The sequence below is a fragment of the Psychrobacter sp. Sarcosine-3u-12 genome (genome assembly GCF_002836005.1).
Lineage (GTDB): Bacteria > Pseudomonadota > Gammaproteobacteria > Pseudomonadales > Moraxellaceae > Psychrobacter > Psychrobacter okhotskensis.
In genome coordinates this window covers 60,588-83,635 of the sequence record NZ_PJBY01000078.1, presented here as the reverse complement: position 1 = coordinate 83,635, position 23,048 = coordinate 60,588, and the positions used below count along the sequence as shown (strand labels likewise).

General features: G+C 44.3%; 20 protein-coding genes. 9 read left to right on the top strand and 11 right to left on the bottom strand.

The annotated features are described in order from the left end of the window. Positions 1–1,659, top strand: a complete 1,659-nt coding sequence (locus CXF65_RS04210; RefSeq protein ID WP_101211151.1) for an anthranilate synthase component I family protein — start codon at positions 1–3, stop codon at positions 1,657–1,659. A 122-nt stretch (positions 1,660–1,781) separates the two neighbouring features. Here the strand turns inward: CXF65_RS04210 and hisC are convergent, their stop codons facing one another. From hisC to CXF65_RS04170, 8 genes are all read right to left on the bottom strand, one after another. After that, complete coding sequence (gene hisC, locus CXF65_RS04205; RefSeq protein WP_101211150.1) at positions 1,782–2,915, bottom strand: histidinol-phosphate transaminase; 1,134 nt, start codon at positions 2,913–2,915, stop codon at positions 1,782–1,784. Positions 2,916–3,002: 87 nt separating this feature from the next. Beyond that, complete coding sequence (gene hisD / locus CXF65_RS04200) at positions 3,003–4,298, bottom strand: histidinol dehydrogenase (protein ID WP_101211149.1); 1,296 nt, start codon at positions 4,296–4,298, stop codon at positions 3,003–3,005. 279 nt (positions 4,299–4,577) lie between these two features. Then, complete coding sequence (gene hisG / locus CXF65_RS04195) at positions 4,578–5,270, bottom strand: ATP phosphoribosyltransferase (RefSeq protein ID WP_101211148.1); 693 nt, start codon at positions 5,268–5,270, stop codon at positions 4,578–4,580. 118 nt (positions 5,271–5,388) lie between these two features. After that, positions 5,389–6,657, bottom strand: coding sequence for a UDP-N-acetylglucosamine 1-carboxyvinyltransferase (gene murA / locus CXF65_RS04190; protein WP_025652490.1), 1,269 nt, complete (start codon positions 6,655–6,657; stop codon positions 5,389–5,391). A gap of 117 nt (positions 6,658–6,774) precedes the next feature. Next, complete coding sequence (locus CXF65_RS04185; protein WP_010200621.1) at positions 6,775–7,026, bottom strand: BolA family protein; 252 nt, start codon at positions 7,024–7,026, stop codon at positions 6,775–6,777. Between the two features lie 186 nt (positions 7,027–7,212). Continuing rightward, entirely contained in the window at positions 7,213–8,220 is a 1,008-nt protein-coding gene (locus CXF65_RS04180) for an alpha/beta hydrolase (protein ID WP_227523195.1), read from the bottom strand. Between the two features lie 218 nt (positions 8,221–8,438). Beyond that, positions 8,439–9,263, bottom strand: coding sequence for a BON domain-containing protein (locus tag CXF65_RS04175; RefSeq protein WP_101211147.1), 825 nt, complete (start codon positions 9,261–9,263; stop codon positions 8,439–8,441). A gap of 263 nt (positions 9,264–9,526) precedes the next feature. Continuing rightward, entirely contained in the window at positions 9,527–10,051 is a 525-nt protein-coding gene (locus CXF65_RS04170) for a YraN family protein (RefSeq protein ID WP_101211146.1), read from the bottom strand. Between the two features lie 124 nt (positions 10,052–10,175). On the opposite strand from CXF65_RS04170, the gene rsmI reads away from it, so the two are divergent. Together rsmI and CXF65_RS04160 are read left to right on the top strand one after the other, a co-directional pair. Further along, complete coding sequence (rsmI, locus tag CXF65_RS04165) at positions 10,176–11,141, top strand: 16S rRNA (cytidine(1402)-2'-O)-methyltransferase (RefSeq protein WP_101211145.1); 966 nt, start codon at positions 10,176–10,178, stop codon at positions 11,139–11,141. Positions 11,142–11,193: 52 nt separating this feature from the next. Further along, positions 11,194–12,213, top strand: coding sequence for an adenosine kinase (locus CXF65_RS04160; protein ID WP_101211144.1), 1,020 nt, complete (start codon positions 11,194–11,196; stop codon positions 12,211–12,213). A gap of 134 nt (positions 12,214–12,347) precedes the next feature. On the opposite strand, the gene CXF65_RS04155 is transcribed toward CXF65_RS04160, so the two are convergent. Further along, positions 12,348–13,670 carry an O-acetylhomoserine aminocarboxypropyltransferase/cysteine synthase family protein gene (locus CXF65_RS04155; RefSeq protein WP_101211143.1) on the bottom strand — a complete coding sequence of 441 codons (1,323 nt, stop codon included), beginning with the start codon at positions 13,668–13,670 and terminating at the stop codon, positions 12,348–12,350. Positions 13,671–13,905: 235 nt separating this feature from the next. Then, positions 13,906–14,586, bottom strand: coding sequence for a Fe-S biogenesis protein NfuA (gene nfuA, locus CXF65_RS04150; RefSeq protein WP_101211142.1), 681 nt, complete (start codon positions 14,584–14,586; stop codon positions 13,906–13,908). 650 nt (positions 14,587–15,236) lie between these two features. Here nfuA and CXF65_RS04145 point away from each other — a divergent pair. From CXF65_RS04145 to CXF65_RS04130, 4 genes are all read left to right on the top strand, one after another. After that, positions 15,237–16,238, top strand: coding sequence for an alpha/beta fold hydrolase (locus tag CXF65_RS04145; RefSeq protein ID WP_101211141.1), 1,002 nt, complete (start codon positions 15,237–15,239; stop codon positions 16,236–16,238). A gap of 112 nt (positions 16,239–16,350) precedes the next feature. Further along, positions 16,351–17,418, top strand: a complete 1,068-nt coding sequence (locus CXF65_RS04140) for a bifunctional nicotinamide-nucleotide adenylyltransferase/Nudix hydroxylase (protein ID WP_101211140.1) — start codon at positions 16,351–16,353, stop codon at positions 17,416–17,418. A 299-nt stretch (positions 17,419–17,717) separates the two neighbouring features. Beyond that, positions 17,718–19,115 carry a nicotinate phosphoribosyltransferase gene (locus CXF65_RS04135; RefSeq protein WP_101211139.1) on the top strand — a complete coding sequence of 466 codons (1,398 nt, stop codon included), beginning with the start codon at positions 17,718–17,720 and terminating at the stop codon, positions 19,113–19,115. After that, the gene (locus CXF65_RS04130) at positions 19,109–19,969 is read left to right on the top strand and encodes an SGNH/GDSL hydrolase family protein (protein WP_101211138.1); all 861 of its coding nucleotides are present in this window, start codon (positions 19,109–19,111) and stop codon (positions 19,967–19,969) included. The genes CXF65_RS04135 and CXF65_RS04130 overlap by 7 nt, the downstream gene beginning before the upstream one ends. Before the next feature lie 260 nt (positions 19,970–20,229). On the opposite strand, the gene CXF65_RS04125 is transcribed toward CXF65_RS04130, so the two are convergent. Then, positions 20,230–20,529, bottom strand: a complete 300-nt coding sequence (locus tag CXF65_RS04125; protein ID WP_025652505.1) for a type B 50S ribosomal protein L31 — start codon at positions 20,527–20,529, stop codon at positions 20,230–20,232. A 486-nt stretch (positions 20,530–21,015) separates the two neighbouring features. On the opposite strand from CXF65_RS04125, the gene CXF65_RS04120 reads away from it, so the two are divergent. Continuing rightward, positions 21,016–21,621 (top strand): YceI family protein, encoded by a 606-nt coding sequence (locus CXF65_RS04120; RefSeq protein ID WP_101211137.1) that lies wholly within the window; start codon positions 21,016–21,018, stop codon positions 21,619–21,621. A gap of 212 nt (positions 21,622–21,833) precedes the next feature. Then, positions 21,834–22,985: a GNAT family N-acetyltransferase gene (locus tag CXF65_RS04115; RefSeq protein WP_101211136.1), complete on the top strand. Its 1,152-nt coding sequence runs from the start codon at positions 21,834–21,836 to the stop codon at positions 22,983–22,985. Positions 22,986–23,048 lie beyond the last annotated feature (63 nt).

Below are 23,048 nucleotides of genomic sequence, written 5' to 3'. Positions count from 1 at the left end.
ATGCCCGTAAAAAATCATAAGGATACTGAGCAGACAGTTTCTGCCCTATCGCCAGCTACTCAACCTAGCTGGCGTTTTGGTGGGCTAACGGCTGCCGAACTGCTGCCACTGCTACAGCAATATTTAATCGCACAACAGGCCGAAGCAAACTGGCAATTGGTTTGGCTCAATAATGACGGCCGATCAGTGATTGGCTTGCTCCCCAAAGTCAGCTGGTCTGTTTATGGTTGCGCTGAAAACACGCCAGATTCAAACGAACAAGCAGCCCTTTATCAAGTCAGAAAAACCTGCCGTGACGCCGTTCACAATGATATCACTGTCACTTATAGGAGTTATAACGACTGGCAAGATGAATTAATCAGTTATAGTCAAACTTATGATGCTAATAATGAAAACCCAGAACCAGTAAGCGATTTAAATGAAAAACCAAGTTATCATCATGGTCTGATAGGCTTTATCGGTTACGATATCGCTGCTCATGAGCTTAGCCCAGCTGCACATATTGAGCTAGCAACGCAGCCTTGTGCCATTTTGGGACATTACGATATCTACCTCACCCCATCAGATAAAGAAAATGGCTGGAGGCTAAATACGCTAGGTTTAAATACTGCTAGTGAAGCAACAGACGCCACACTATCAGCGCTTATATCGTATTTAGACACGCTAGAGCATCAACTATCTAGTAGAAACAAACCCTCTCATGATAATAAGCCACCGTTGGCGCCATTAATATTGAACGAGCGCTGGCATAAAAATGATTATCAAAGGGCTTTTGCAAAAACCCAAGAGTATCTACAGCAAGGCGATTGTTATCAAATCAATCTGACTCAAGCATGGCATGGCTGTCTTGCTCATAACGATAATCATAATTCATCGAAACTCATTGATTACTTACCTGCCCTACATCGAAATACCAAAGCTCCCTTTGCAGGGTACTTACAAATCAGTCATCTTGATCGTGAGGGCCATGCAAATAAGGGTGAAAGTGATTTTGAGCTACTAAGCTGCTCGCCTGAGTTATTTTTTACCTTTACAAAAGAGACGAACACTAGCAAACATCATATTCGCACCAAACCGATCAAAGGAACGATGCCACGCGGATTGAATACTGCACAAGACAATGCTTATAAACAGCAGCTTATAGATAGCGAAAAAGACCGTGCCGAAAACGTCATGATCGTCGACTTACTGCGCAATGATTTGGGTAAATACGCCAAAATTGGTAGCGTCAAAGTGCCGCAATTATTTGCGATTGAGACCTTTAGCAATGTGCATCATATGGTGAGTACCATCACCGCTGAGTTAAAGGCAGATACTCATCCATTAGCTGTATTGTTTGGCAGTTTGCCCGCAGGCTCTATCACGGGGGCGCCCAAAAAACGGGCGGTTGAGATTATATCCGAACTGGAAACTGCACCGCGCGGTGCTTATTGTGGCACCATGGGCTATATGAACTTTGATGGTAGTGGCCAATGGAATGTGCTCATTCGTACCCTGCAAGCCACCAATTCATTGAATGGTGATAGACAAGTCAGTCTCTGGGCAGGTGGTGGCATCACGGTTGCCTCCGACTGCGATGCAGAATATCAAGAATGCCTCGATAAGGTAGGTAATTTGCTCTCAGTCCTTGCTGACAATAGTGCTAGTAAATGGTATTAAGATTTATATGACCCTATGATAAAAAATAAAGCCTGCCAACGTGACGTTGAGCAGGCTTTATTGTCGATATTTATTGCGGCAATTCAGCTATCGTCGTTATGAGCTAACCAAAAGATTACGCATTAACCCGCAGCGATATCGTTAGAGTCATGTAGCGTTTTTAAGGCCTCAATCAGGCGCTCATGTTGTGCTGGCGTACCAATGGTAATGCGTAAGTACTCATTGATACGCGGTTTGTCAAAATGACGGACAATGATACCTTGTTCACGTAGGGCAGAAGCCACCGTGCTAGCATTGCCATCTTTAGGACGGGCAAAGACAAAATTGGCATGCGATGGCAGCACGTCATAACCAAGTGCCGTTAAATCTGCAGTCAGTGATTCGCGCAAGTCCATAACCTGCTGACGCATTTGCTCAAAATACTCGACATCTATCACACTAGCAGTCGCCCCAGCTTGCGCCAGCTTATCGAGTGGAAAACTGTTAAAGCTGTTTTTCATACGTGTTAATGCTTCAATCAATGAGACATTGCCAAAAGCCATACCGACGCGCAGACCGGCGAGCGAGCGTGATTTTGAAAAAGTTTGCGTCACTAGAATATTATCAAACTCATTAATCAAGCTAATGGCTGAAACCGTCGTATCTTGATTATTTTCAGTGCTTTGAGCAAAATCAATATACGCCTCATCAATCACAATCACTGCATTTGAGTGTTCACCCGCCAGCTTACGAATGTCATCAAGCGATAACAGTAAACCGGTTGGCGCATTAGGATTGGCGATGATAATACCGCTACAAGGCTGACGATACGCATCAGGATCGACACTAAAGTCTTCTTCTAAAGGAATTTGTATCAGATCGACACCAAACGTCTGTGCATAAACCGGATAAAAACTATAGCTGATATCAGGTGCTAAGACAGGACGCTCTTTTAGGAAAAAACTGGCAAAGACGAGCGCCAACACTTCGTCTGAACCGTTACCGACAAAGACTTGGTTTGCCTCAAGACTATAAAGCTGCGCTAAGGCCGCCCGCAAATCATCAGATTCGGGTGCAGGATACAAGCGCAAATCTTCCGCTTGCTTCTCCAACACCTTAGCGATTGCCTCACCTACTTTCGGTGACGGCGGAAAAGGATTTTCATTGGTATTTAATTTACATAAATGTTCGTGCTGCGGCTGCTCACCCGGCACGTAAGGTGACAAGTGACGCGCTTTAGATGACCAAAGTCTGGTGTCTATCTTTGATTCACTCATAAATTATCCTAAAATTAGCCACAAAGACTATTAAAAGTAAATGTCCAAAAAAATCTCAAAAGTAACGCTTAAGCTATCCAAAGTGTACTACTGATAACGATAACGGGCTGAGCGCGCATGGGCTTCTAAGTCTTCTCGCTGCGCTAAAATATCTGCCGTTTCAGCCAGTGGCTTACTGCCCGCTTCACTACAATAAATAATCGATGACTTCTTTTGAAAATCATAGACACCAAGCGGTGAGGAGAACCGTGCAGTGCCCGAAGTTGGCAGCACATGATTGGGTCCTGCGCAGTAGTCACCAATTGCCTCTGGCGTATGACGCCCCATAAAGATAGCACCCGCATGACGAATGTCGTTTAACAGCGCATCAGGATGGTCAACAGACAGCTCTAAATGCTCAGGGGCAATACGATTAATGAGCGCCAACCCTTCAGCTCTATCTTTCACTAGTATCAATGCGCCACGGTTTTGTAATGAATCACGAGCGATATCAGCTTTTGGTAATTCTGCCAGTGCTTTTTCAATTTCAGCAGCCACTTCTGCAAGCTGCTGTTCACTGGTCGTGACAAAGATGGCTTGGGCGATACGGTCATGTTCAGCTTGTGATAACAAGTCCATCGCTAGCCAATCAGCGCGATCTTGCGGCTCACCTTCTGCATAGACCAACACTTCAGAAGGACCGGCAATCATATCAATACCAACTTGCCCAAATACTGCACGCTTTGCCGCTGCCACGTACTTGTTACCAGGGCCAGTGATTTTATCTACCGCTGGTATAGTTTCAGTACCGTAAGCCAGTGCCGCCACTGCTTGCGCACCACCAATGGTAAAGACGCGGTCCACTTGTGCCAAATGTGCTGCTGCCAATACCAATGGATTGAGTATGCCTTTAGGCGCTGGTACCACCATAATCACTTCATTAACGCCAGCTACTTTGGCAGGAATAGCATTCATCAATACAGAAGAGGGATAAGATGCCAGACCACCGGGTACATAGATACCGACGCGATCGAGCGCAGTCACCTTTTGACCTAAGCGATTGCCCAGCTCATCTTCATAGTGCCAAGTTTCTTGTACTTGGCGCTCATGAAAGGTCTGCACCCGTGTCGCTGCCGTCGTCAACGCTGTTTTTACTGTTTCATCAAGATTGGCAAACGCCTCAGCAAGTGATTCTTTAGACAGCTCTAGCTCTTGCATTGTCGTCGCTGGATGTTGGTCAAACTGCTGGGTTAACGCCAATACGACGCTATCACCATCGTGGCGCACTTGCGCAATGATATCATCAACGGTTGTTAATAAATCGGCATCATTGACTGTTTCAAAGGCAAGCAACTGTGTCAATTCACTATCAAAACTGGCATCTTGGGTACTTAACTGGCGCATGACCTCATCCTATGTCTGGGCATAAAATACTGCTAAAAAATAAACGATGGAAAAATAAAGCCAATGGTATAAATGTGGCAAAGGCTTTCGTCAGCTTATCTGTGCGTGTTTTATTCAGATCTTATCGTCTGACAAACCCACACAACAAAACCAGTTTAGCATGCTATGTCTATCATAGAGCGCTAAACTGGTTTAAAAATCTGCATAACCATGCTTTATATTACCAATGAATGCTTTACATAATTGGTGATAGTCACTGTTCTATGAATGTCTGTCTTATCAATTGCTAGCAACGCTGTCTTTAAAGCTGTCCAAGATCGGCTCAAGTAGTGCAAATTTGCGCTTGTAGCTTACTTGATTGACGATAAGGCGTGATGACACGTCGCAAATATGATCGCGCGCTTCCAGACCATTCGCGCGCAAGGTATTACCCGTATCGACCACATCGACGATTAAATCACCCAAACCGACTAAGGGTGCAAGCTCCATCGAGCCATACAGTTTAATGACGTCGACTTGCTGACCTTGACTGGCAAAGTAAGCACGGGCGACATTGACATACTTGGTAGCGATACGTAGGCGGCGATTGGGTAGTGGCGCATCTTTTACGCCAGCGGTCATCAGCTTACATTGGGCAATTTTCAAATCAAGCAACTCATAAACATGGTTGGCACCATGCTCAAGCAATACATCCTTGCCTGCTACCCCAAAGTCAGCCGCACCATGCTCTACATAAGTAGGCACATCGCTGGCGCGCAAAATCAAGACACGTACGTTCGGGTTTGAGGTCGGGAAAATAAGTTTGCGTGAGGCTTCCGGGTCTTCTAATAGCTCAACACCAGCAGCGCGTAGCAATGGCATGGTCTCTTCTAAAATACGACCCTTTGATAAGGCCAGTGTTAAGCCAAAGAACTCATCATTTACTTCGTTTAATAAACCATCATTTGGTAGGCTATTGCTTGCTTCAGTCATAATGACATCGTGTCCATGTGCAGTGAGTATCCCCACTAAAGAGGATTTTTTAATTTATAACACCAAACGTTCAACTTTATAAAGCCAATCAAGCTTAATCGCTGGTTTAGTTGTTAGTTTAGTCGTTAGTATTGATACGTTCGATATTGACCCCAAGCGCACGCAGTTTTTCTTCAACATGCTCATAGCCACGATCGATATGATAAATACGGTCGATTAAGCTTTCACCTTCCGCCGTTGCTGCCGCCATCACCAGTGACATAGACGCACGTAAATCAGTCGCCATTACCGGTGCAGCAGTGAAGTTTTCGACCCCTTTGACTACCGCCGTATGACCATCTACTTGGATAGAAGCGCCTAAACGATTAAGCTCAGGTACATGCATATAGCGGTTTTCAAAGATATTTTCGATAAAAGTACTGGTGCCATTCGCCAAGCAAGCAATCGCCATGACTTGCGCTTGCATATCTGTTGGAAAGCCGGGGTGTGGCTGCGTACGGATATCAACCGGCAGTGGACGACCTTTCATTTGTGCACGAATCCAATCATCACCGCTAGTAATCACCGCACCCATATCTTCGAATTTTTCTAACACGGGTGTTAATAGCAGCGCAGATGTGTTTTTGGTCAACACATCACCGCGCGTCATCAACGCGCCAGCAAGGTAGGAGCCAGTTTCGATACGATCTGGCACCACTGAATACTCACAACCATGCAAGCGTTCAACGCCTTCGATGGTCATGATAGAAGTACCGATACCGCTTATTTTAGCGCCCATCGCCACCAACATATTGGCCAAATCGACCACTTCTGGCTCAAGCGCGCAATTACCCAAAACAGTCGTGCCTTTGGCAAGTGCGGCGGCCATGATGACGTTTTCAGTACCGCCAACGGTGATCATGTCAAATGAAAAGTTACAGCCAATCAGCTTGCCGCCTTTTGGCGCTTTTGCTTTTACATAGCCATTCTCGACACTAATCTCAGCACCCATCGCCTCAAAGGCTTTTAGATGTTGGTCTACAGGACGTGAACCAATCGCACAGCCACCGGGCAATGACACTTCTGCCTCACCAAAACGTGCCAGCAATGGCCCAAGGACTAAAATCGAGGCACGCATGGTCTTCACCAAATCATACGGCGCATAGAAATTATCAATACTCTTGGTATCACAAGTGACAGTATCGTCCTGCTTTTGGATTTTGATACCCATGCCACTGATCAATTCAATCAACGTCCGCACATCTTGTAATGAGGGCACATTGTGCAATGTCGTTGGGGTCTCGGCCAATATCATAGCTGCCAATAATGGCAAAGCAGCATTTTTGGCGCCTGAGATAGTGACTTCCCCTGCGATACGACTACTACCAGTGATTAAAAATTGATCCATAGAAGTGACAACCTAGCGATGAGTATTAAAAATAGTGAAAATCAGACTTATCGAACCAATCATTGTAATAATCGTTAAAACAATCAGTTCTGTGCAAGCCCAGCGTATATAAAAAATTTAACCTTTTGACTGAACATCCCATTCAGCAGGTGTCAGCGCTTGAATATTGAGCGCGTGAATATCACCACTGGCAATCTTGTCGTTGACTAGCGCATAGATCGCTTGCTGGCGTTGCACGGCGCGCTTGCCTTCGAAACTAGCGTCAACCACGCGTACATCAAACTTATTACCTTGATTGGCAGCTTGAATAAAAGCGTCTGGGAAATGAGTCTGTAAAAATGCAATCAGGTCGTCAGCGTTCATGCTCATAGAATATTCTGCCTTAAGTGTTAAATAGGGTATAGAGGTAAAGTGACGACATTATAACAAGAGTTTAAGCATCTTACAGTACTGTCTTACGCAACTGCGCCTAAGCAATAAAGCCAGCACTGAGGATACGGTTATAAACACTCTAGACGCTAGACATTCAAGCAGTACTGAGATTAACAAACACGACTACTTGAGCTCTTTATCCAAGTAAGTCAAAACCTGCGCGCGCACGTCGTTTAGCCAGCGTAGTGGTGGCGCCATAGCTCCGATACTGGTCGCATGACTGGCCCCTTCAATTTCACCATTTTCTACCGTGACACCCGCTTTTTTTAACGCTTTGGTCATTTTAATCGTATTGGTAGCGTACACGATTTTATCGTTTTCGGCGGTTAGTAATAGATAAGGGGGCTGCTCGCCTTTGATATGACGGTCGGGCATAACCTCGTCTGGTGTGGCATCAGCAGCAAAAGCCGTTGCGCTGTCAAATTTACGGAAATCATAGCTATAAGGACCTGCAATCCCAATGACTGCCTTAATGTCCTTTGGCTTAATACCATAAGGCGCTAAAAAATCTTCATTAGCAACGGCAGCAACCACATTGAACGCACCAGCAGAATGCCCAACCACTGCCAAGCGTTTTGGATCAGCATGCAAGCTGGTCGCATTGTCGAAACTCCAAGCAATCGCTTGCGCTGCATCTTCGACGTAATCGGGATATACATGCTCAGGTGCTTTACGATAATTAATTACGGCGGTGACATAACCTGCCTGCGCCAAACTTTGACCGACAAAGGCGTACTGTTCCTTATTACCACTCTCCCACGAGCCGCCATGGACGAAAACCACCATTGGATAACTGTCATTAATAACAGCATCTTTAGTAGCACTCTCGGCTTTCATAGCTTGGGCTAAAGGCTTGGGATAATAAATATCCAAATCTTGTAATGGCTCATCACCGTATAGAATATTTTTACTAACACCAACACCACCACTTGACGTAATGCCATTAACCACAGCGAGCGGTGACAAAGCTTGTGCGTTTTGAGCGGCAAGTGCGATACCACCTACTGCCAATGCGGCTGCGCCCGTCAATTTTAAAATACCTAGTTTGCTAGCGGTATTACTAACAAGGCTTTCATTGTTTATTTTATGATTAATTGTATTGTGCTGCGCGCGCTTGTTTGCATCTTTCATTGTCAGTATCCCTATTATATTTATATATTGGTCAAACCTAATAGCATTGCGACAGCCGTCTTATAGAATGAACATTAGGGTCTGTCTTGTCTATTCTTCACCTGTTATATCTTACTGGCTGATCGATGCATTGTCGTGCTTTTACTGTTGCCGCTGTTTAGGCTTATTGTGATTGTTCGGCAGTAAGCCTATTAGGCCGTGTTGATCTCAATAAAGGCTTACTGATTCTGATAAAGGTCAATATAAGGACTAGATGACGGCTGAGTAACTGACTCGCCTTCCTCTGTTATAACGATAGGCGTCGCAGTACTAGCAGCATCAGCCGTTGCGACATTATTTACATTAGGGTCGATAACGGGCGCTGTGGCAGGGTTGGCCAAATTATCTTCATACATAATATCGTCTTCAGCCAACTTAACTCCTCTATCATCGACGACGGTGGTCAGTAATACCAGCTCTGTGATTCCGACTGTGTCGTTAGCGATATCAATCAGGTGGCTTTGCTGGGTAGGCGTCATGCGTCCCATGATATAAACCACCCCATCATCGGTCACCGCTTTGATCTGTGAGGCTTTGACGCCATCACTTGCCGCGACTTTTGCCAGCAGCTTGGAGGTGATATAGCCATCATGAACCGTTGAGCTATAACCCTTCGAGGCACTAACGCTCAGCTCGTTATAGACACTGCGTACATCGGGCATAGAGCTCACGACTTTTTCGACTTCTGCTTTAATCGCTTCGGTAGGCACTTCGCCAGTCAGCAACACTTCACTGTTAAAACTATCAATGCCCATGCGGCTGGTTTGCTGTAGGTCTTCTTTGAGACCATAAACATTGATTTTGACCGTATGCTCAATACTACGATCGAGCAGACGCTGTGGAATCGTACGCTCAGTCATTGGCACGCCATAGGTGCCCTCGGTACTATTGGTCAGATAATTGGTGGTACAACCTGTACTGATGAGACCAGTCATTAGCATAACGCCTATCGCAGTGCGACGTGATAAGCCAAAAATAGCAGTGCGCAAATGCATCCGTGTCATTATTTACCTCTTAGAGCATGATGTGACGATTGTTTGGGTTCAATTGGTTTAGCAGTTTTAACTGAGTAACTATCAAATATCGAATATCAAATATCAAAGTAAGAATTATCGACTGAGTAATCGCTAACGTCATCGTTTCTACGACTAGCCATTTTCGTTCAATTACTTTACTTAATTTTTACGGTGGACGGTTAGGTTTTTGGTAACGATAACATGCCGTCGTATTTTCTTTGCCTGTTTGGTAACACAGTCAAAACGCAACATTACCACGCGCTGGCTATAAAAGCGCTTTTTAGCCACTCTGGCTTATTCTCTGATTTATCATTGATATCACGGTTATTTTTATTTGTATGGTTAGCAACAATGCTGCGAGTATTGACCTTATTCGTATCATAAGCAATGACATCAAAACGGCACTCATAGTGACTATATTCAGGGTGCGCCTGTAAAAAATAACGAGCTGTTTTGATCACTTTACGCTGTTTGCTTGCCGTAACGCTAAGCGCGGCATCACCAAACCCTGAATGCTGGCGCTGGCGTACTTCAATAAATACCAGCGTCGACCATGCTGAACCCGTCTCCAACATTACCAAATCTAATTCACCAACTTTAGGCTGCTGCCAGTTTTGCGCAATCAGCTGCAATCCTTGCGCATGTAAAAACTCGCACGCTCGTTGTTCAAAGCGGCTGCCTTGGCGCTGTTTTGGTGAAGTAAGGGTCAAAGGTTTATGATCTGCCATAACGTCCATGGGTCTGCTCAACATTTCATAATTATCATAGCACAACATGCTAAACTAACCACTTTTGCGTCCTTTTATCGCTATTAATTATTCACTACTTGAATGATTGATATATGATAAATGCCAGCGCCACCTTATTTTTTAATTCCTGTTTTTAATACTTCGAGGTTTTATGTCTACCCCTACTGCGATGCCAGCTTGTCTTTATATCGTTGCCACGCCGATTGGTAATCTCACCGATATGACGCCGCATGCGGTCGATATCCTAAAGCAAGTCGCTATCATTGCCTGTGAAGACACCCGTACCTCAGGTAAACTGTTGTCGCATTTTGGCATCGACACTAAAGATAGCAAAGGCAGTAAAACGGACGATACCAAAGCGCCAGCCACTCATAATAGCGCTGATAATGCCGATGCCACCGAGACTGTAGGTAAGCAAAAAGGACATAATAAGCTGTGGGCCTATCATGAGCACAATAGCGCCATTCAAACGCCTAAAATTATTGAGATGATCGGGCAAGGTTATTCGGTCGCCTTAATCAGTGATGCCGGCACGCCGTTGGTCAGTGACCCTGGTTATCAATTGGTGCAAGCTGCCCATGCCGCTGGGGTTACTGTGTCACCTATCGTTGGCGCATCTGCCGCTATTGCTGCATTGTCTGTAGCGGGATTGCCGTCAGACCGTTTTAGCTTTATTGGTTTTTTACCAGCGAAAACTCATGGTCGCCAAAAACAACTGACTGCTCTAAACACGCGTACCGAAACATTGATATTTTATGAAGCACCGCATCGTATTATCGCCAGCTTAGAAGATATGGCGACGATATTTGGCGACGATCGTGAAGTGACTTTTTGCCGTGAATTGACCAAGACTTTTGAGACTGTTCGTAAGAGTACGCTGGGCGACTTGGTTGAGTTTGTCAAAGCAGATGACAATCAGCAGCGCGGCGAAATAGTCGTGGTGGTCGCTGGCGTTGATGCGGCACAAGATACTGACGATATCAGCATTCATGATAAATTATTACAGCGTTTGTTAGAGGATTTATCGGTCAAAAAAGCGGCTGCATTGGCGTCCGATATTACGGGCGTCAAAAAGAATGCCCTTTATCAGCGTTTGCTTGAACTACAAGCCGAATGACTTTCGAATATAAAAAATAGCCGTTTATAATTTAATTGAGGAGAAATGAACAATGTACGATGTAATGGCGATAGGAAATGCCTTGGTTGACCACGAATATGTGCTATCTGATGCAGCATTAGAAGAGACAGATTTAACCAAAGGTAATATGACCTTGGCAGGTATCGAAGAGCAGCAGCAACTGCTGGCCTACTTCCAACTTGCAGAAATTGCGCCATCAAAACAAGCCGGTGGTGGCTCAGCCGCAAATACTATGTATGCGTTTGCCAGCTTAGGCGGCAAACCCTTTTATGCGTGCCGTGTGGGCGATGATGATCAAGGCGCCTTTTACCTCAGGGACTTGCACGAAGCAGGCGTGGCCACCTCAGACAAATCTATCCATGCAGGCGGTGTAACTGGATCTTGTGTGGTTGCTGTTACAGAAGATGGCGAACGTACCATGCAGACTTATCTAGGCACCTCAAGCGATATTGTCGCTGATAACGTCGATTTTGATGCGCTAACGCAAGCAGATTGGCTATACCTAGAAGGCTATTTGGCCATGTCCGAGGGCATTCAGCCAGCCATGACTCAGTTACGTCAGCAAGCTGGCATTCATAATGCAAAGATAGCGGTCAGCTTCGCTGATCCAGCCGTGATTAAATTCGCCAAAGACGGTTTGCTCAATATGCTAGGCAATAAAGTGGCGGTGATATTTTGTAATAGTGAAGAAGCCAAGCTTTTTACGGATAAAAAACAAGTCAAAGCAGCTGCACGTGCGCTACTTGAGCATTGCCAAATTGCGGTAGTGACTGATGGCGCAAAAGGGGCTGTTATCGCTCATAAACCTGATGCCGAGTCAGAGTTAATCGTCCATGATATTGCTACGCCAGTCGTTGCCAATGTCATCGATACCAATGGAGCTGGCGACAACTATGCCGGTGCGTTCTTATACGCGCTATCGCAGCACTACACCTTACCAGAATGTGGTCGTCTTGCCAGCGAAGTGTCCGCACAAGTGATTCAACAATTTGGCCCGCGACTCATGCCGCAGGACTATAAAGAGATTGCCAAACGGGTACTGTCCGCTTAATCTCTTTATATATTTTAAGACAAAAAAGCGCTAATAAAAAAGCCCATATCGAATCGACATGGGCTTTATTTTGGGCAGATTATTTTTTTCAATGTTCAAGAGAACCTACTTTTAATACATCAAAAACTTGCACATTAAGCCACGGCTAAAGCCTGCTCTAAATCGGCTTTGATATCATCAATATGTTCAATACCAATCGATAATCGCACCATATCAGTACTCACGCCAGCATTGGCAAGTTCTTGCTCGTTTAGCTGACGATGGGTCGTGGTCGCTGGATGACACGCCAATGATTTGGCATCACCGATGTTGACCAAGCGCGTTATCAGCTGTAGCGCATCAATAAAGCGCGCCCCTGCTTCAAGGCCACCTTTTACCCCAAAGGTCAAAATAGCAGAGGGCGTGCCCTTCATGTATTTCTTAGCAAGCTCATGCTCAGGATGATCTGGCAGACCGGCGTATTTTACCCAAGCAACCTTGTCATGGTCACGTAGATATTCAGCAACGGCTTGCGCGTTCTGTACATGACGCTCCATACGTAAGCTCAATGTCTCCATCCCTTGCAAGATACCAAACGCATTTAGCGGACTTAACGCTGCACCAGTATTACGTAATGGTGCCACGCGAGCACGAGCGATAAAGGCCGCAGCGCCGACGTCTTTGACGAAGTTCACACCGTGATAGCTGTCGTCTGGCGTGTTTAATAACGGGAAGCGCTCTGGGTAATCGCCCCAAGGGAACGTACCACTATCGACAATCGCCCCACCAATCGAGGTGCCCGTACCACTCATATATTTGGTCAATGAATGAATGACAATATCCGCGCCAAACTCAAACGGACGGCAAATCGCTGGCGTGGCAACCGTACTATCAATCACCACTGGCACACCATATTCGTGCGCGATGTCACTGAGTGCTTGAATATCAATAATGTTGCCCAGTGGATTACCGATACTTTCGGCAAAGACCATCTTGGTTTTATCATCGATTAAATCGCGAATCGCTTCAGGATTTTTGTGATCAAAGAAGCGGACTTCGATACCTTGACGCGGCAAAGCATGAGCAAATAGATTATAAGTACCACCATATAGCGTTGATACCGCCACGATATTATCACCCGCTTCACAAATGGTTTGAATGGCATAAGTAATGGCTGCCATACCAGATGCAACCGCAAGCGCGCCAATACCACCTTCTAGCGCTGCTACGCGTTCTTCTAATACCGCATTGGTTGGGTTCATGATACGGGTATAGATATTACCTGCGACTTTTAAATCAAACAAATCTGCGCCATGCTGGGTACTATCAAACGCATACGAGCTGGTGTGATAAATAGGCACAGCGACCGCTTTGGTCGTTGGCTCAACACTATAACCGGCATGAATCGCTAAGGTCTCTAGACGCTGCGTAGGTCTTGTGCCGTTATCTAAATTGCTCTCTGGTTGTCCATCACTCATAACAAACTCCTTGGTAGTCACTAAAAAAGCATCAATCAAAATAAATCATTTAAAGGTATCGATTGACCAATAATCTCTAAAAAAGCCATCTTATAAATGATAGCCATAAAAAAAAGCTGAGTTAATCATAACCCAGCTTCTTTATGAAAAGAATAGCCAATATTAGGTTTGTTAATGACAAGCTGTCATAAGCACCCCTATTTCACGCTATTTTTCTGATATCAACACTTACTGCTTACTTGTAATAAGCGTTTTCCGTACGGGTATGATCGGTCTCATCGATGACTTGAGTCAGCTCTGGTATTTGCTGCTTAAGCTGCACTTCAACGCCTTGACGCAAGGTCATGTCGACTGCTGAACAACCTTGGCAACCACCACCGAATTTCAATACGGCAGTGAGACCAACGCCTTCTTCATCAATCAGTTCAAGCAACTGTACGTCACCGCCATGCGCCGCTAAGCCTGGATTAATCTCAGACTGCAATACATAGTTGATACGCTCTTCGACGCTGGCATCAGCACCGACTTTCGGTACTTTAGAGTTTGGCGCGCGGAAGGTCAGCTGACCACCGAAACGGTCTTTATTATAGTCAATTACTGCATCTTCTAAATAAGGCACTGACGACGCTTCGATAAAGGCAGAGAAATCATCATAAGTAAAACGTAGATCAGCACTGTCTTCTTCGCCCGGTTGGTTATAAGCCATACAGCACTCGGCACGCGGCGTACCAGGATGCTCGACGAAGATACGCACCCCGATACCGTCAGTATCTTGTTTAGATAGTAAATCGGCCAAATAACCTTGGGCTGACTCGGTAATGGTAATATTACTTTTCGTTTCTGTTTGCTCAGTATCTAGCGCTGATTCATAGTCTGCAGATTGATCTGATTGGCTGGCTTGATTGTGCTCACTCATAATTTTTCCTATGCGTTATGACACAAACGCGACTGCTGTCATAGCTGCTGTGTCGTGAATTTGGGCAATTTGGTTTAACAGTTATCAAGCATAACGGCTGATATTATAGTGCTCTAACGGCAATCTTGATAAAGGTTTGGTGATTTTATAATCACTATTATAGCGCATTCAGGCGATAATTCCGACTGCGCTACTGCGAATTAAAGCGTGACCGTTATAAATAGCCACTATTGGTTTTTTTAATGGTGACATATAAAAGATAAATAGGTGACGTTAATATAGATAATAGCGACCACTAATAATGCGATGCAAAAAAACTTAATTACCCACACTGCGTCTGTTATTGTTTATATTAAGGCTGGCAAATGAATTATCAAGGATAAAAACATAGTAGCGATAGCATTGCTGCCGCATTAACGATACAGCAAATGACCTAAGGCGTGTCTTCATTTCAAAAATGGCGATAAAAATGAGATAAATTGCCGTCAAACAAGAAAAATAGCGTAGATAATATCGGGATATTAACAAGCTATTTGACGATGTTTGGCAAGATTTAGCCATTTTTAGCCCATTTAGATGACTATCGAGTGAATTGAAGACGCGCCCTAATCATCTATATAATAATAAGACAATCTAGACGAGACCGTTTTATGATGACAGAAACCCTAAAACTGGTAAGCACCAAAGATGGTGAGCAAATAGCCGTCTGGAAGATTGTGTATACCGCAAAAGATGAAAACAAAACTGATGTTCTCACCGCTCATGCGCCTGGGATAAAAGCACAAAACATCCTATTGACCCATGGGACCTTTTCGGACAAACAGACGTGTTTGAGAATCGCCCACTATCTGGCACAACTTGGTCATCATTGCTACATTATGGAATGGCGCGGTCATGGTGCAAGCTCGATACCAACAGACAAATTCAACTTCGAAACCGTTGCAACCTATGATTTTGAGGCCACCTTTCGTTACTTGTTTACTGAGTTAACACTGGATAATCTACATTGCGTCACCCACAGTGGCGGCGGTGCCTGCTTAACGATGTTTTTAATCCAACATCCGCAGTACATTAACCACATAAACAGTATCAGTATGTTTGCCTGTCAAGTTTATGGCGCTATCGTAAGCTCTAAAAACCACGTCAAAATTCTTGCCGTCAAAACTCTCAACCGTATGCTTGGCTACCTCCCTGCCAACCGACTCAAGCTTGGCCCTATTAACGAAAGCTACTATACGATGAACCAGTGGTACGACTGGAACCTAAACAAAGACTTTAAAAGCAGTTTCATCGAACAAAATAAATTTGAAACAACGACGATTGATAAAAACACACCCTCTAATATCGCATCTGAAAATCCTGCATCTCATACTGTATCTAATAACAGCCGCTTCGATTATCGTCAGCATATGCCAACTATTACTACGCCTATCTATGCGATCAGTGCCAAAGGTGACCATTTTATTTCGCCAACCCGTGGTTGTCAGTTGTTTTTTGATAAGTTTGCTAACCCAAAAAACGTCTTTCGAGAGTATTCCCTTGACCATGGAGACTTGGATGATTATACCCATAGCCGCATTATGATAAGCCGTAATGCTGCTACAGAGATTTGGCCAACGGTAACCGCATGGATAGAGAAGCATGCAAGGTAACGATGACACACCCCTACACATCTTTATACTTGTCAGAAAGTCATAGGCTGTGTCAGTATTAGCGTCATCAATTTTTAACCAATAAAAAATAAGTCGTAGGAAAGTGGCGTCTATGAGTGGATTATCAGAGCAAAATCTAGATACACAAAACCCAGATAAGCAGGACAAAAAGCACTATCGTTATTTGGTGTTTATTGGCCGCTTTCAGCCGTTTCATTGCGGGCACAAAGCGGTCGTGGATGAAGCATTGAAGCGTGCCGACAATGTCATCATGCTCATCGGCTCCGCAAACTTACCACGTAGTTTACGCAACCCTTTTAGCGTTGCTGAGCGCGCCGCGATGATTAAAGGCGCGTATTCAACAGCAGATGCCGCGCGTATTCACTGCGTTGGACTCGATGATGCGCTCTACAATGACACGCGCTGGCTGCAATACGTGCAAGCAGGCGTAAAGTCAGTCACTGGCGACTTGCAGACCGATATCGGTCTCATTGGTCATTCAAAGGACAGCTCATCATATTATTTATCGCTATTCCCCAACTGGGCGTCTGTCTCTGTGCCCAATTATCACAATCTATCGGCTACCCCTATTCGGGATAGTTATCTGATGGGTGCCACGCCAACGCCTGAGCGCACCCCTGAGTCGACCCGCAACGTCCTAAATGACTTCAAGAAAACCGAGGATTATCAACAGTTGCACGAAGAAGCTGACTTCGTCGATAAGTATAAAAGACAATGGGAGTCTGCGCCTTACCCGCCTACCTTTATGACGGCAGACGCTTTGGTCGTCCAGTCAGGTCATATTCTGTTGGTAGAACGTCGCAGCATGCCAGGGCGCGGGCTGTGGGCACTGCCCGGTGGTTTTTTGAATCCAAAAGAGACCCTATTTGACGCCTGTATCCGTGAGCTACGCGAAGAGACACGCCTTAAAGTCCCAGAGCCAGTATTACGCGGCTCTTGTCATAGTCAGCATACCTTTGACGACCCTTACCGCTCAGCGCGTGGTCGCACGATTACTCAAGCCTTTTACTTTCAGCTAAAAAACGACCCGAAAGGTCTGCCCAAAGTGAAAGGCGGTGACGACGCGGCCAAAGCATTTTGGCTACCACTTGCCGAGCTCGATGCTACCATGATGTTTGAAGATCATTATGCGATTATCACCAAAATGGTTGGCTTATAAGGTGTTCTGTCGCTGACTGTTTAGTGCATTAATGCCCCACTTTCAATCAATGACACTCTATATAATTTACCTTATAGGTTTGGTTTTACCAGTGCCACTTATATTTTCACCGCCCAAACCGATAGACGGTACGGGTTATTACGCAGCATTTAGTTATCCTGACTGGATGTTGTCAATGGATGAATCGTTAGACTGTTTAGCAATAAATGGATGCTAATGTACACAACGTACTTTTAATCCATTTAAGGCTCAACAGTGATGCGAGTCGTCCATTTCACTCAAAGCAGAGGAGTTCTGTGATGTATACCAGCAATTTAAACAATTTAATCTTAAATAGCGACAGCTATAAAACCTCACATTGGGTGCAATATCCAAGCGGTAGTGAGTACCTATCCAGCTATATTGAAGCGCGTAAAGGCGATTACGACGTAGTGTTCTTTGGTCTGCAAGCCTTTATAAAAGAATACCTGAGCACTCCGATCACCCACCAAGACATTGATGAAGCCGAAATACTGATTCAAGCGCATGGCTTAACCTTTAACCGTGCAGGTTGGGAGCGTTTGGTTGATAAGCATGGCGGCTATTTGCCACTACGTATCGAAGCCATACCTGAAGGCAGCATCGTGTCCGTCTCCAATGTGGTCTGTCAGATTATCAATACTGACCCAGAATTCTATTGGCTACCAAGTTATATCGAAACGGCATTACTCCGTGCTATCTGGTATCCGTCGACGGTCGCCAGTGTCTCGCACTATTGCAAAGGCATCATTCGTCAAGCGCTAGAAAAATCAGCAGATAATACCGAATCACTGACGTTCCGCTTACATGACTTTGGCTCACGCGGTGCGTCTAGTCAAGAATCTGTCGCACTGGGCAGCTTGGCACATTTGGTGAACTTTGCTGGCACAGACTCAATGACGGCTTTGGTGGCTGCCAGTCGCTGGTATCAAATGGATAAAGACATGCCTGCGTTTTCTATCCCTGCGGCTGAACACAGCACCATGACTGCTTGGGGTCGTGATGGTGAGACAGCGGCATTTGCCAATATGATTGAGCAGTTTGGCGGGACTGGCAAAAGTTTTTCAGTGGTCTCTGATAGCTATGATTTATGGAATGCCATTGACAATATTTGGGGTGGCAGCTTGAAGGACGACGTAAAAAACATGGGCGGTACTTTAGTCATCAGGCCTGATAGTGGTGAGCCTGCTAAAGTAGTTCGCGAGGCGCTGGAGCGCTTGGCAGTGAAATTTGGCACGACTATTAATAGCAAAGGCTACAAAGTTTTGCCAGATTATGTACGTGTCATCCAAGGGGATGGCATTAGCCCGCAAAGCTTGAGCAAAATTATCGACGTGGTCATAAAGGCAGGCTTTAGTGCTGACAATATTACCTTTGGCATGGGCGGTGGTCTACTACAACAAGTCAATCGCGATACCATGAGCTGGGCGATGAAAGCCAGTGCCATCTCTATCGATGGCGTATGGAAAGATATCTATAAAGATCCTGTCACCAGCCGCTCGAAACGCTCAAAAAAAGGTCGCTTGGCATTAATACAAAGCACTAATGGCAAGCCAAAAACCATCAAAGTGAATGACTTACCCGCTGGTGCAGACAACCTATTACGTGACGTTTATATCGATGGCAAATTATTGGTAGAAGACAGCCTCACTACGATTCGGGAGCGTGCAGGATGGTAAATAGCAATAAAATAGCCTCGGTCGCAAGAGACGTCCTACTGGCCCCTATTTATCTTTACCAAGGTCGCAAAATCAAGCGTGATACGGTGCGCTTGCCTGAGCCAAATGGAGAGCGACACGGACATATCCAATTAGGCAAACCGACTGATGCCACTGCTAATACTAAAGATAAGACCAAGCAAACACTAAATATCATGGTCGTTGGAGATTCAGCAGCAGCGGGTGTCGGTAGTCAGACGCAACAAGAAGCGCTGGTTGGTAATTTGATGCCTATCTTAGCGCAGCAATCCGAGATTAATACCCAGTTTGATAGCCTAATTTGGTCGTTGCAAGCGACCACTGGACATACCAGCTTCGATATCTTGCGCAGGCTTTATGTCCTGCCTACGCCTAGTCAAGCTGTCGATGTGATGGTGCTGAGTGTTGGTGTTAATGACACTACCTCAAACGTCTCTGTGAGTAAATGGCAGCAGCAAATCGAAGACATTATTACTATCGCTCAGCGTAAATTTGGCGTACGGCAATTGATTTTTTTGAGTCTACCGCCCATGGCACAAATGCCTGCGATACCGACCCCTTTGAATAACTTCGTCGGTGCCAAAGCCTCAATCCTTGATAAGACATTACAGCAAGTGTGTGCGAGTAATGAGGGCGTCACTTATATGGCTACCGATTTTCCACGGATGATAGAAGAGCACTCTAATGGTACGCCAATTGATATCAAGGTGATGTTCGCTAGTGATGGCTTTCACCCTAGTAGCTTAATGTATGGCTACTGGGCTCAGCAACTGGCAGAGCTTATTGTCAAATTGCTTAATTCATCAGCTGCCGAATTGAGCAGCCCTACTGTCTAAAAGCTGATATAGATATAGTCAGTGAAAAGTTATATCGAACCATCCACGCACTGCTGATATCCATTTTGCTTGCTGTGCCTGCGCAGACAGAGGCTACAAAAACTTGATATCAGCAATACCATAGCGTTTTTAGGATATTTTGACTATAGCTTAAATTAAATCTCGAAAACTGATAGCCTGAAATTTAAACAAAAAAAACCGCTGAATAATCAGCGGTTTTTTTATGGCTTAGCAAAATAAATTGACGCGATAAGCGTAATTTATTCAGCTGAATCAGCAGCTTGTTCAGCAGAGTCGGCAGCTTTCTTGTTACGGCCACCAAACGCGCCAAAGCGTTTGTTAAAGCTAGCAACACGACCTTCGGTAGAAGTTTTACGTTGCTCGCCAGTATAGAATGGATGCGACGCACTTGAAATATCAAGTGGGTAGTATGGATATTCTTTACCTTCGTATTCACGAGTGGCTTTGGTTTTAGCGGTTGAACGAGTCAAAAAAAACACGTCAGCGTTAGTGTCGTGGAATAAAACTTCTTGGTAATCAGGATGGATATCTTTACGCATAATAAACTCTCTATGTCCGATGTATTTACAGTCTTCTCGACGATGTGTCGAATTTTTATAAAGAAATTCTTACAAAAAAGCTCTCATAAAAAAGTATATATAAAACTGTGCATACGTAACTGAGGCACTAAGGACATTTGCAAGGCTGGCAACTGCATCACTGGCTTATTCCAGCACCCAATACCATACCTCTGCTCACTTAGCCTTCCCCAGCGGGAAAATCAAACCGCGATTTTAACGGTTTTTGCCGTTTGATGCAAGCAGCAGTTATGATAATCATAGGTAATCAAACGTTAGCAAACCGACAATGGTCTTGAGATAACTGTTTTATGCTAGTATAATATTTGATTAGACAAACCACTTAATACCAATTATAATTGTAGATTATTTAAACAATACTTATCTTTTAGTATCGAGGTTTATGACAGGTCCTCTATTAACTGAATCACTATTTAATCAACCCTCACTAAATAAGGATAATAAGCAATGATAAACGCTGCTCTAAAAAACACTACTAAAGCCCTACTCATCAGCTCTGCACTGGCAATCACTACCATGGCGAGCGCGGCACTACCTAGCCAATGGCAATTAGATGACTCACATACTCGTGTTGGGTTCTCTGTCAATCACCTAGGGTTTTCAACGACTATGGGTCATTTTGGTGACGTACAAGGTACGGTTAATTACGATATCAAAACCCCTAACAAGACCAATATGAACTTTACGATCGCAACTGATAGTATCGATACCAATTGGGATGCCCGTGATAAGCATTTAAAAACCGATGAGTTTTTTAATGTGGCCAAATATCCAACGATGACGTTCAAGTCTACTAAGGTCAGTTTTATCAATCCACAACAAGCAAAAATAACAGGTGATTTCACCATGCTTGGTCAAACTAAGCCACTTACATTAGATGTGACGTTGAACAAAATTGCTAATAGCCCTCTTACTAAAGAGCCCGTTATTGGTTTTCGCGCAACGGGTAATATCGATCGCGCTGCTTACGGTATGACGGCTTATGCATCTGGCATCACGACCAATGTGCCTATTCAAATCGATGGCGAGTTGGTACAGAAAACCACAAAATAATACTGAAATCTTATTAAAAAGTATTCACTGAAAAAAGCAGCCACTACGATGGCTGTTTTTTTTGGCTTTTTTATAGCCCTGCACTATTTGCTAAACAAATATATGCAAATAAATGAATAAATCCATTTATTTGCTTGTTAACCCTTATAGTTATTGTTATATTCATATATATGAATTTACGAATATAAACATAACACTGAGGGAGCAGAAAGATGGATACAGTAAATATCGACTTTGTCACTATAGATAAAAACTGGGACAAAAACATCGCCGACTATCATTTTGATATCTATCATTTATCTGGCTGGATTGCTGCCTCAGCTATCGTAGACAAGGGTAAACCGCAGGGTATCATCGCTCACTATAAAAATAAAAAAGTGTTTTTGCCAATTATCATTAGAGACATTAATCGTGAAAATACCAATTGCGAATATACTGATTCTGAGAACAGTAATTGCGAATATACTGATGCTCAATATTGGGATGCCACTTCTACTTATGGCTACGGTGGCCCCTTGATGGACAAGTCCTTAACTGATGCCGAGGTAGACATCATTATGGAAGCAATCAGAGCTGCCCTCTTTGCCAAAGGCTGTGTCTCCTTATTCATGAGACTGCATCCCATCATTAATAAAGAATGGATTCCAACGGTTGGTAAAGCTCTAACTCACGGACTGACATTGATGTCTGACTTGAGCAAGTCGGCCGAGGAGCACTGGGGAGAAACCCAAAATCGACACCGTAGAGGTATCAAAAAAGCGGTAAAAATGAACGTCGTGACCAAGATTGAGCAATTGACCAGAGAAAATGCCATGGTGTTCTCCAGCATTTATAAAGAAACCATGGCACAGGTCAACGCCAGCCAATACTACTTTTTTGACGATGATTATTTCTTCAACTTGCTTGAGAACCTTCAAGATAGAATCGTATTAATCACCGCTTATCAAGAAGACAAAGCAATCGCCTCCTCTATTTATACGACCTGTAAAGAATCAGGTATCATGCAATTCCATCTCGGCGGAACACTCAACGCTTATACTAACTTGCAGCCTTCAAAGTTAATTACTCATGTTGCTCGTGACTGGGGTAGAGAAAATCGTTATGAATTGCTACACCTCGGCGGTGGCGTTGGTGCCGCTCTAGATTCTTTATATGAATATAAAAAAGGCTTTAGCTCGCAAGAGTTGTTGTTTAAAACCTATAGACTAATCGTCAATCCCGTAAAGTATGCAGCGCTGGTTGCTGATAGTTGGTTTTCAGAAAGTGACTTAAGCTCAGATTTCTTCCCTTTATATAGAAAAGAAACAACAGAGGAAGTTGCCTTGGAGATCGTTCAGGCGGAAGTTTTAGCAGATATCTCCTAAACTTATAAAAAAGTCATACATCACTTTTTGGCTTAATTTAACTAGAGTCTGTTGAGCATTATT

Bases quoted from the DNA above. Each gene is read 5' to 3' on its own strand.
- hisD (WP_101211149.1), bottom strand. From the start codon at position 4,298: ATGCGCCAGTTAAGTACCCAAGATGCCAGTTTTGATAGTGAATTGACA.
- CXF65_RS04135 (WP_101211139.1), top strand. From the start codon at position 17,718: ATGTATACCAGCAATTTAAACAATTTAATCTTAAATAGCGACAGCTAT.
- CXF65_RS04180 (WP_227523195.1), bottom strand. From the start codon at position 8,220: ATGAAAGATGCAAACAAGCGCGCGCAGCACAATACAATTAATCATAAA.
- CXF65_RS04120 (WP_101211137.1), top strand. From the start codon at position 21,016: ATGATAAACGCTGCTCTAAAAAACACTACTAAAGCCCTACTCATCAGC.
- CXF65_RS04160 (WP_101211144.1), top strand. From the start codon at position 11,194: ATGTACGATGTAATGGCGATAGGAAATGCCTTGGTTGACCACGAATAT.
- CXF65_RS04115 (WP_101211136.1), top strand. From the start codon at position 21,834: ATGGATACAGTAAATATCGACTTTGTCACTATAGATAAAAACTGGGAC.
- CXF65_RS04155 (WP_101211143.1), bottom strand. From the start codon at position 13,670: ATGAGTGATGGACAACCAGAGAGCAATTTAGATAACGGCACAAGACCT.
- hisG (WP_101211148.1), bottom strand. From the start codon at position 5,270: ATGACTGAAGCAAGCAATAGCCTACCAAATGATGGTTTATTAAACGAA.
- CXF65_RS04175 (WP_101211147.1), bottom strand. From the start codon at position 9,263: ATGACACGGATGCATTTGCGCACTGCTATTTTTGGCTTATCACGTCGC.
- murA (WP_025652490.1), bottom strand. From the start codon at position 6,657: ATGGATCAATTTTTAATCACTGGTAGTAGTCGTATCGCAGGGGAAGTC.
- CXF65_RS04170 (WP_101211146.1), bottom strand. From the start codon at position 10,051: ATGTTGTGCTATGATAATTATGAAATGTTGAGCAGACCCATGGACGTT.
- hisC (WP_101211150.1), bottom strand. From the start codon at position 2,915: ATGAGTGAATCAAAGATAGACACCAGACTTTGGTCATCTAAAGCGCGT.
- CXF65_RS04130 (WP_101211138.1), top strand. From the start codon at position 19,109: ATGGTAAATAGCAATAAAATAGCCTCGGTCGCAAGAGACGTCCTACTG.
- CXF65_RS04210 (WP_101211151.1), top strand. From the start codon at position 1: ATGCCCGTAAAAAATCATAAGGATACTGAGCAGACAGTTTCTGCCCTA.
- CXF65_RS04125 (WP_025652505.1), bottom strand. From the start codon at position 20,529: ATGCGTAAAGATATCCATCCTGATTACCAAGAAGTTTTATTCCACGAC.
- nfuA (WP_101211142.1), bottom strand. From the start codon at position 14,586: ATGAGTGAGCACAATCAAGCCAGCCAATCAGATCAATCTGCAGACTAT.
- CXF65_RS04140 (WP_101211140.1), top strand. From the start codon at position 16,351: ATGAGTGGATTATCAGAGCAAAATCTAGATACACAAAACCCAGATAAG.
- CXF65_RS04145 (WP_101211141.1), top strand. From the start codon at position 15,237: ATGATGACAGAAACCCTAAAACTGGTAAGCACCAAAGATGGTGAGCAA.
- rsmI (WP_101211145.1), top strand. From the start codon at position 10,176: ATGTCTACCCCTACTGCGATGCCAGCTTGTCTTTATATCGTTGCCACG.
- CXF65_RS04185 (WP_010200621.1), bottom strand. From the start codon at position 7,026: ATGAGCATGAACGCTGACGACCTGATTGCATTTTTACAGACTCATTTC.